The organism is Micrococcus sp. KRD012 (assembly GCF_017168555.1).
In the GTDB taxonomy this organism is placed as follows: domain Bacteria; phylum Actinomycetota; class Actinomycetes; order Actinomycetales; family Micrococcaceae; genus Micrococcus; species Micrococcus luteus.
Genome location: NZ_JABFBB010000028.1, coordinates 17,994 through 27,132 on the forward strand (window position 1 = coordinate 17,994; position 9,139 = coordinate 27,132).

General features: G+C 73.9%; 5 protein-coding genes and 1 pseudogene. 3 read left to right on the forward strand and 3 right to left on the reverse strand.

All coding sequences use genetic code 11. The features are described 5' to 3' along the window. Positions 1-177 precede the first annotated feature (177 nt). Positions 178-3,162 (forward strand): S8 family serine peptidase, encoded by a 2,985-nt coding sequence (locus J1M37_RS10970; RefSeq protein WP_206452653.1) that lies wholly within the window; start codon positions 178-180, stop codon positions 3,160-3,162. A gap of 235 nt (positions 3,163-3,397) precedes the next feature. Here the strand turns inward: J1M37_RS10970 and J1M37_RS10975 are convergent, their stop codons facing one another. Beyond that, complete coding sequence (locus J1M37_RS10975) at positions 3,398-4,684, reverse strand: aspartate kinase (RefSeq protein ID WP_036315427.1); 1,287 nt, start codon at positions 4,682-4,684, stop codon at positions 3,398-3,400. A 228-nt stretch (positions 4,685-4,912) separates the two neighbouring features. Between J1M37_RS10975 and J1M37_RS10980 the strand changes: the two genes are divergently transcribed. Further along, positions 4,913-5,926 carry an ABC transporter ATP-binding protein gene (locus J1M37_RS10980; protein ID WP_036315428.1) on the forward strand — a complete coding sequence of 338 codons (1,014 nt, stop codon included), beginning with the start codon at positions 4,913-4,915 and terminating at the stop codon, positions 5,924-5,926. Continuing rightward, positions 5,923-7,179: an ABC transporter permease gene (locus tag J1M37_RS10985; protein WP_036315429.1), complete on the forward strand. Its 1,257-nt coding sequence runs from the start codon at positions 5,923-5,925 to the stop codon at positions 7,177-7,179. Before J1M37_RS10980 ends, J1M37_RS10985 begins: the two co-directional genes overlap by 4 nt. Before the next feature lie 43 nt (positions 7,180-7,222). Here J1M37_RS10985 and recR read toward each other — a convergent pair whose 3' ends face one another. Both recR and J1M37_RS10995 read right to left on the reverse strand, forming a co-directional pair. Then, a complete protein-coding gene (gene recR, locus J1M37_RS10990) occupies positions 7,223-7,822 on the reverse strand; it encodes a recombination mediator RecR (RefSeq protein ID WP_095347649.1) in 600 nt (199 codons plus the stop codon). 115 nt (positions 7,823-7,937) lie between these two features. After that, positions 7,938-9,139 (reverse strand): annotated as a pseudogene (locus J1M37_RS10995) (DNA polymerase III subunit gamma and tau); the annotation flags it as partial.

Sequence of the window (9,139 nt, forward strand, 5' to 3'; positions counted from 1 at the left end):
ACGGTCCTGGACGTTGCCTGGCAAAGATCTGGTCAAACGCCCTACCGGACGGTAGATTGCACATGTCTCGCTGTGGTGCCCATCACATGGGCGCCGATCTCCCCGTCCCCCGGCGTCATCCCCGCCGGCGTGCCACGGGTGAGAGCTGGGCGGACCTTGATGAGAAAGGCGGAGGCAATGCCTCAGAACCCCACCCCTGCCCGGCGCCGTCGGGCCCTGGCCGCGGCCGTCGCCGGCGCGAGCCTCGTGGCCGCTCCCGCGCTCGCGGTGTCGGCCACCGCCGTCGAACTGCCCGACGGCAGCACCGTCTCCAGCCCGCAGGGCGAGGTGCAGGTCCAGCAGCAGTTCGAGGACGGCCGCTACTTCGTGGTCCTGAAGGACCAGCCGTCGGTGACCGCCCCCGAGGCCGGCGCCGTTCCGGGCGCCGCTCCGAAGGCGAAGTTCGACCCCTCGCACCCGCGCGTGAAGAACTACGAGGCCAAGCTCCAGCGCCAGCAGGAGAAGGTCGCGAAGGCCCACGGCGCCAAGGCCGAGATCTCCTTCCAGCGCGCCGTGAACGCGTTCGTCGCCGAGCTGACCGCCGAGGAGGCCCAGTCGATCGCGAAGGACCCGGCCGTGCTCGGCGTCGCGCCGGACGAGCAGGTGGCCCCGGACTACAGCTCCACCGAATTCCTCGGCCTGCCCGGCAAGAAGGGCACCTGGAAGTCCGTGTACGGCAAGGCCGAGAACGCGGGCAAGGGCGTGGTGGTCGGCGTCATCGACTCCGGCATCCACCCGGACAACCCGTTCATCGACGGTCAGCCCGTCCAGCCGCTCAAGGGCAAGGCCAAGGTCGGCGTGCCGTACCGCACCGCGGACGGCCAGATCGCCGTGCTCAAGGCGGACGGCACCACCGCCACGGCCGAGTGCGAGACCGGCCCGGACTTCCCGGCGTCGTCGTGCGACTCCAAGCTGATCGGCGCCTACGCCTTCTCCGACGACTTCGAGCGCTTCGTCCCGGTGGACGAGCGGGCCCCGGAGGAGCGCATCTCCCCGCTGGGCGTGTTCTCCCACGGCACCCACGTGGCCACCACCATCCTCGGCAACACCGGGGCGGAGCAGACCATCGACGACGACTCCTTCGGCGAGGGCGCGGGCGTGGCCCCGGCCGCCCACCTGATCTCCTACAAGATCTGCTGGGAGGACACCGACCCGAACACCGGCGGCTGCTACACCTCCGCCTCCGTGGCCGCCATCGAGCAGGCCATCGAGAACAACGTGGACGTGCTGAACTACTCGATCTCCGGCTCCAACACCTCGATCGTGGACCCGGTGGCCATGGCCTTCAAGTCCGCCGCCGAGGCCGGCATCTTCGTGGCCGCCTCCGGCGGCAACTCCGGCCCCGGCCCGAACACCGTGAACCACGGCTCCCCGTGGCTGACCACCGTGGCCGCGGAGACGTTCTCCAACGAGCTCACCGCCACCGTGCAGTTCTCCGACGGCACGCAGCTCCGGGGCGCCTCCTCGGCCCGCACCGGCGTGGGCCCGGCCGAGGTCATCCACGCGTCCGAGGTCGCCGCCGGCGACGCCGAGGCCGCGCGTCTCTGCCTGCCCGGCGGGCTCACCGAGGAGGCCGCCGGCAAGATCGTGCTCTGCGAGCGCGGCGGGAACGCCCGCACCGAGAAGTCGCAGGTGGTGGAGGAGGCCGGCGGCGTCGGCATGATCCTCGTGAACACCCCGTCCGGCTCGCTGGACGCGGACATCCACGCGGTGCCGACCGTGCACATGAACGACAACGGCGTGATCGAGAAGGTGAAGTCCTCCGACCTCACCGCCACGATCGTCCCGGGCGACACCACCGGCCTGCCGGAGGACCCGCTGCCCCAGATCGCCGGCTTCTCCTCCCGCGGCCCGGCCAACGCCGTGAACCAGGAGCTCCTGAAGCCCGACCTCGCCGCCCCCGGTGTGAACGTGATCGGCGGCGTCTCCCCGCTGGACCCCGACTACCACGGCAACACGTTCGGCCTGATGTCCGGCACGTCCATGGCCTCGCCGAACCTGGCCGGCATGGCCACGCTGCTGATCGGCAAGTACCCGGCCTGGTCCCCGATGGCCGTGAAGTCCGCCCTCATGACCACCGCCGGCGACGTGTACAACGCCGACGGCACCGTGAACACGGACAACTTCGCCACGGGTGCCGGCTCCGCCGATCCGGCCGCCGCCGCCCGTCCGGGCCTGGTCTACGACTCCGGCAAGGAGCAGTGGGACGCGCTGCTGCGCGGCGACATCGCCGGCCGTGACGTGAACGTCCCGTCCCTGGCGATCCCCGACGTCGTCGGCTCGGCCACCGTGACCCGCACCGTGACCGCCCTGGAGAACGGCCGCTGGCGGTTCTCTGCGAACGTGCCCGGCTTCGAGGTGACCGCCTCCCCGGCCGTGCTGGACCTGAAGGCCGGCCAGTCCGCCGACGTCGAGCTGACCGTCACCCGCACCGACGCCGCCGTGAACACCTGGACCCACGGCTCCATGTCCTGGACCACCGCCAAGGGCAAGGCCGTCCCGGAGGTGACCTCCCCGGTCACCGTGAAGGCGAAGTCCGCGACCGTCACCTCCGCCGTCGAGGGCTCCGGCGCCACCGGCTCCGCCGACGTGGAGATCACCCCCGGCGTGACCGGTGAGCTGACCCCGCAGGTCCTGGGCCTGGGCAAGGTGGACTCCACCGTGGCCGCCGCCACCGCGAGCAACTCGCTCGAGTCCAGCGCACTGGCCGTGTCCACGGTGACCGTGGAGGAGGGCACCCAGTCCCTGGTGGCCTCGATCAACGCGGGCGCCGCCGGCGCCGACTGGGACCTGTACGTGATCACCCCCGAGGGCAAGCAGCTCTCCCGGGCGACCGCGGACGAGTCCGAGACGCTGACGATCGCCGACCCCGCCCCGGGCGCCTACACCGTGGTCGGCCACCTGTACGCGGCCAACGGCGGCAAGGACACCGGCACCCTCGAGACGCTCAAGCTGCGCGAGGACGCGGGCAACCTCACGGTCTCCCCGAACCCGGTGCCCGTGACCTCGGGCAAGGCCACCGAGGCGACCCTCTCCTGGTCCGGCCTGACCTCGGGCACCTGGAAGGGCCTCGTCACCTGGGACGCGGGCATCACGACCGACGTGACCGTCCAGGTCCCGTGACCGCCGACCCCCTCCGTCCTCGCTGACGGAACGGGAGGGACCCCGCACGACGCCGGCCCCGCACCTTCACGCTGAAGGTGCGGGGCCGGCGTCGTGGTGGGTGGGGGAGGGTGGAAGCACCCCGGCCCCCTCGCTTTCGAACGTGGGATAGGCCCTACCTCACGTTCGACAGCGCCCATTCGCCCCATTTCACGTTCGAAAGTCGCCCGGGCGGTGGGCGGGGGAGGGTGCGGCGTCAGCGGCCGGTGCCGCCGTAGACCGTGGCCTCCTCCTCGGCGTCGAGGCCGAAGGCGGCGTGCACGGCGCGGACGGCGTCGTCGAGCTTGTCCTCGGCGGTGACCACGGAGATGCGGATCTCCGAAGTGGAGATGAGGTCCACGTTCACGCCGGCGTCGGCGAGCGCCTTGAAGAAGGTGGCGGAGACGCCCGGGTTGGAGCGCATGCCCGCGCCGATCAGCGAGAGCTTGCCGATCTCCGGGTCCGAGACGATGTCCTGGAAGCCGATCCGGTCCTGGGCGGCGCGCAGGGCGGCCATGGCGTCCTTGCCCTCCACGATCGGCAGGGTGAAGGAGATGTCCGTGCGGCCCGAGCCCTCGCGGGAGATGTTCTGCACGATCATGTCGATGTTCACGTTGGACACGGCGATCACGCGGAAGATCTCGGCGGCCTTGCCGGGCACGTCGGGGACGCCGACGATCGTGACCTTGCCCTCGGAGCGGTCGTGGGCGACGCCGGAGACGATGGGCTGTTCCATGGGAGCGCCTTCCTGAAGGGTGATGGTGTCGTTCGGGTCGGGCATGATCCAGGTGCCCTCATGGTCGGAGAAGGAGGAGCGCACGTGCAGCGGCACGCCGAAGCGGCGCGCGTACTCCACGGAGCGCAGGTGCAGCACCTTGGATCCGGAGGCCGCCATCTCGAGGGTCTCCTCGGAGGAGAGCTCGGTGAGCTTGCGGGCGGTCGGCACGACGCGCGGGTCGGCAGAGTAGACGCCGTCCACGTCCGTGTAGATCTCGCACACGTCCGCGCCGAGCGCGGCGGCGAGGGCGACGGCCGTGGTGTCCGAGCCGCCGCGGCCCATGGTGGTGATGTCCTTGGACTCGGGGCTCATGCCCTGGAACCCGGCCACGATGGCCACGCGGCCGGCGTCGAGGGCCTCCTGCACGCGGTGGGGGTTGACCTTGACGATCCGGGCCCGGCCGTACGAGGTGTCCGTCAGCATGCCGGCCTGGGAGCCGGTGTAGGAGCGGGCCTCGACGCCCTCGGCGTGGATGGCCATCGCCAGCAGGGACATGGAGATGCGCTCGCCGGCCGAGAGCAGGATGTCCATCTCGCGCGCGGGCGCGTCCTGCGTGAGCTCGGCGGCGAGGTCGAGCAGCTCGTCCGTGGTGTCGCCCATGGCCGAGACCACGACGCACACGCGGTTCCCGGCCCGGACCGTGTCCGCGACGCGGCGGGCCACGCGCTCGATGCCGGCGGCGTCGGCCACGGAGGAGCCGCCGAACTTCTGGACGATGAGACTCATGGGTCGCTCCGGACGGGGTCGAGGGTCGGTTCGGGCCAAGTCTAGGGGCGCACTCTCGCGCGGGTCCGCCAGGTGAACCCCTGTTCCGGATGCTGGACCCGGCGCCCGTGGCCGGGCAGGACGACGGCGCCCGCGGCCCCGCCTGCGACCCCGGGCGAGCGGGGATCGGCGCCGGGATCATCCCCCGGGTGGATCCGCGTCCGTGCACTGCGCGGCAAGGATGGGGCCATGACCGCTCCAGCACCCCTGCCCGCCTCACCCGTCCTGGGGGTGGCCGCCCACGACGGGATCGTGGCTCACGGCCTCGCCCGCTCGTTCGGCGCCGTCCATGCGGTGCGGGACGTCTCCCTCACCGTGCCCGCCGGCTCCGTGACGGCCCTCGTCGGCCCGAACGGCTCGGGCAAGACCACGCTTCTGCTGATCCTGGCCACCCTGCTGCGCCCGGACGCCGGCGCCGTGTCCATGGCCGGGGTGGACGCGGTGCGCGAGCCCGTCGAGGCCCGGCGGCGGCTCGGCTGGATGCCCGACACCCTGGGCGTGTGGGAGGAGCTGACCTGTCACGACATCCTCGCCAGCCTGGGACGGCTCTACGGCATGGGGAAGGCGGAGGCGTCCGCGCGCGCGGACGAGCAGCTCGAGTGGGTCGAGCTCACGGAGTTCGCCCACCGGCCCGCCCGCGTGCTCTCCCGCGGCCAGCAGCAGCGCCTGTCCCTGGCTCGGGCCACCGTGCACCGGCCCTCCGTCCTGCTCCTGGACGAACCCGCCAACGGCCTCGACCCGGCCGCCCGCATCCGGCTGCGGGACGACCTGCGCGCCATGGCGGCAGCCGGCACCGCCGTGCTCGTCTCCTCCCACGTGCTCGCCGAGCTCGAGGAGATGTCCGACCGCGCCGTGTTCCTCCGTGAGGGCGCCACGGTGGCCACCCAGGAGTTCCGCGCCGCCGACGACCTCGCCCGCCCCTACCGGATCGCCGGGCCCGACCCGACGGCCCGGGACACCCTCGTCCGCGCCCTCGAGGCCCGCGGCCTGACCGTCACCGTGGCCACCGGCGCCGGCGCGGGCCAGCGCCGGGACGGGGTCGTGGTGCAGCTGCGGGGGGAGGCCGCCGCGGCCGCGCTGCTCGCGGACCTCGTGCGCGAGGGTGTGCTCGTCAGCCACTTCGCCCCGGAGGGCTCCCGCCTCGAGAACGCCTACCTGGGCCTCCATCTGGAGGGCCCCCGCACCGAAGGAGACCGACCGTGAGCACCGCCGTCGCGACCTCGATCCACGACCGCCGCCCGCCGCAGCCGCAGCCGGGGGGACGCCTCGGCGCGGCCCAGGCCGTGGCCACCGTGGTGGGCATGGAACTGCGTCAGCGGCTGCGCTCGCGTGGCTGGTACGTGCTGTTGGGCGTCTTCTTCGTGGTGGTGGGGGCGGTGACCCTCGGCGCCCTCGGGCTGCGCGGCCTGGGCGTGGCGGAGATGGAGGCGTCCGGCCTGGAGCCGGAGCTGGCGGAGCAGCAGATGCGCGCCCTGGGGCGGACGCTCTTCGACGGCGTCCTGCTCTTCGTCCTCACCCTCTCGCTGCTGGTCTCGCCCGCCCTGGCGGCCAACGCGATCTCGGGCGACCGTGCCGGCGGCACCCTGGCCATCACCCAGGTCACCCTGCTGCGGACCGGGCACCTGATGGCGGGCAAGTGGCTGGCCGCGTGGATCGCCTCCGCCGCGTTCCTCGCGGCCGCGCTGCCGTGGCTGGCGGTCGCGGCCGTGGTGGGGCGCGTGTCCCCGTGGGCCGTGCTGGTGGGGCTCGTGATGATCCTCGTGGAGTTCGGCATGATCGCGGGGATCGGCGTGGCCGTCTCGGCGATCGCCGGGCGCACGCTGTTCGCCGTCGTGGTGACGTACCTGATCGTGGCGGCGCTGACGATCGGCACCCTGGTGGCCTTCGGGCTGTCTCTGCAGTTCCTGCAGACCGAGGTGCGGGCCAACGACGCCGAGTACGGCTCCATGACGGCGGAGCCGTTCACCGAGGCGGAGCTCGAGAAGATGACCCCGGAGGAGGCGGAGCAGGCCTGGGCCGAGTGGGAGGCGGCGCACCCGGAGCTGTTCGACGGGATCGCCGACCGGTGCGTCGGCCCGGTGACCGCTCGGACGATCCCCGACCCGCGGCGCAGCGGATGGCTGCTCGCGGCGAACCCGTACGCCGTGCTCGCGGATGCCTCCCCCTGGGAGGGCGGGCTCCTCGCGGACGGTACCCGGGTGGATCCCGGGCCGCTCAACCTGCTGTCCGTGGGGCTGCGCTGGACCCAGCGTGACCCCGTCCGGGACGTCGAGTGCCTCGACGGCGAGCTGCGCGGTCTCGACCAGAGCGGTGTGCCGGACCGGCAGGGCACCTGGCCGGTGTGGCCGCTCGGCCTGGCGATGCAGGGTGTGCTGGTGGCCGGGCTGGTCTGGTGGGGCCACCGTCGCCTGGACACCCCGGCCGGGCGGCTGCCCGCCGGCACGCGCGTGGCCTGAGCCGGGCCGGCGTCGGGCAGGACCCGCTCGACGCCGGCCCGTGTCAGCCGCTGATCAGGCGACGTCCCTCGAAGGCACGGCCGAGGGTGACCTCGTCCGCGTACTCGAGGTCCCCGCCGACGGGCAGACCGGAGGCCAGGCGCGTGACGCGGATGCCCGTGGCGCCGAGGAGGCGGCCGAGGTAGGTGGCCGTGGCCTCGCCCTCGAGGTTGGGATCCGTGGCGAGGATGACCTCCTGCACGGCCTCGTCCTGCAGCCGGGTGAGCAGCTCGCGGACGTGCAGCTGCTCGGGGCCGATGCCGGCGATCGGATTGATGGCCCCGCCGAGCACGTGGTACCGGCCCTGGAAGGCGCGGGTGCGCTCCATGGCCATGACGTCCTGCGACTCCTCGACCACGCAGATCTGGGAGCCGTCCCGGCGTTCATCCCGGCAGAGCGAGCACACCTCGTCCTCGGAGACGTTGAAGCAGACCGAGCACAGCCGCACCCTGTCCTTGACCGTGCGGATGGCGTCCGCGAGCCGCAGCATGTCCTCCCGGTCCGCCTCCAGCATGTGGAAGGCGATGCGCTGGGCGGACTTCGGCCCGATGCCCGGCAGGCGGCCGAGCTCGTCGATCAGGTCCTGCACCGCGCCCTGGTACATCCGTCTCCCTCGTCCGATGGTGCGTCTCGTGGGGCGTGCGCCCCGACGCGGCGCCGTGGTCCGGCGCCGCGTCCATCATGCCCGCGGCCCCGGACGGCGTACGGGCGCGTTCGCCTCAGGCGTCGTTGGGGCGTTCCTCGAGCAGACGGCCGCCGAGCACCCGTTCGACGACGGCCCGGCCCACGAGGCCCGAGTCCTCGAGCGGGACGTCGTCGTCGCTGGCGACCTCGTCCTCCCACCCCACACCGGACGTCGCCGGGGCGGCGGGGCCGGTGTCGGCGGGCCGGGTCGGGCCGCGGCCCTGGGCGGCCTCGCGGGCGGCGTGGATGGCCGCGGCCCGCGCGTCCAACGACGGCGGCGCCGAGGCTCCCCCGGCGGGCTCGACGTCGGCGGGGCGCGCCCCGAGCGAGGCCGCGCTCGGCCGGCCCCCGGCGGGGGAGCCCGGCGAGGCGTCCGGGTCGGGGCCACCGGGAGCGCCGGGGCCGCCGCCCGTCCCGCCGCCGCTCGAGCCCGCGTTCACCGGAGGCTCGAGGGGCCCACCGGCCCGCAGCCGCTCCATGAGCCGCGGGTACATGCTCGCCGGATGGCCCGAACCCGGGAAGTCCGAACCGGTCGGGCCGGCAGCCGCGCGCGGCGCGGCGTCTGCGTCGTCGGCGGGCACGCCCGGGTCAGGGGTCGCGTCGGCCGTGGGCGAGCCCGTGGGGCGCCGCTCCTCGTCCGAGGACGGGCCGGCGCCCGAGGCGGCCGGGTGGAGATCGCGTCGCTCCGTGGCCGCTGCGTCGTCGTCCGGGGCGGGCGACGGCGTGGCAGGCCGGGCGGAGTCACCGTCCGCGGCCGCGCCCGCGCCGTCGTCGAAGCCGGCGGGACGGGTCGCGCCGAAGCGCTTCGCGAACTCCGCGCGCAGCTCCGCCTCCGGACGGGCGAACACGGGGATCGAGTGCTCCTCCTCGCGGACCAGCGGCCCCGGGTCGTAGGCCCGACGGACCTCCTCGGCGCTCGGCTCGCTCTCGCCGGGGGTCGGGGCGTCGGGCCGGACCGGGGAGTCCTGGCCGGCGTCCGGCGCGGCGCCGCCGGGGGCCGGTTCGGCCTGCGGCGGCGCCCCCCAGTCCTCGACCGACGGCACGGGACCGTCCCAGCCGGGTGCGCCGACGGGCCGCTCCTCGGCGTCCCGGGCCGGCGGGGTCCAGCCCTCGGGGCCGTCCGAGTCGTCCTGCTCCGCGTCCGGGTCGAACACGGGCAGCGAATCCCACGGGTCCTCCTCGGGCGGGGGAGCATCGTCCCAGGCGGGCGGCTCGTCGCTGCCTCTTATACACATCT

Coding starts and splice junctions, on each gene's coding strand:
- J1M37_RS10970 (WP_206452653.1), top strand. CDS start 178: ATGCCTCAGAACCCCACCCCTGCCCGGCGCCGTCGGGCCCTGGCCGCG.
- J1M37_RS10975 (WP_036315427.1), bottom strand. CDS start 4,684: ATGAGTCTCATCGTCCAGAAGTTCGGCGGCTCCTCCGTGGCCGACGCC.
- J1M37_RS10980 (WP_036315428.1), top strand. CDS start 4,913: ATGACCGCTCCAGCACCCCTGCCCGCCTCACCCGTCCTGGGGGTGGCC.
- recR (WP_095347649.1), bottom strand. CDS start 7,822: ATGTACCAGGGCGCGGTGCAGGACCTGATCGACGAGCTCGGCCGCCTG.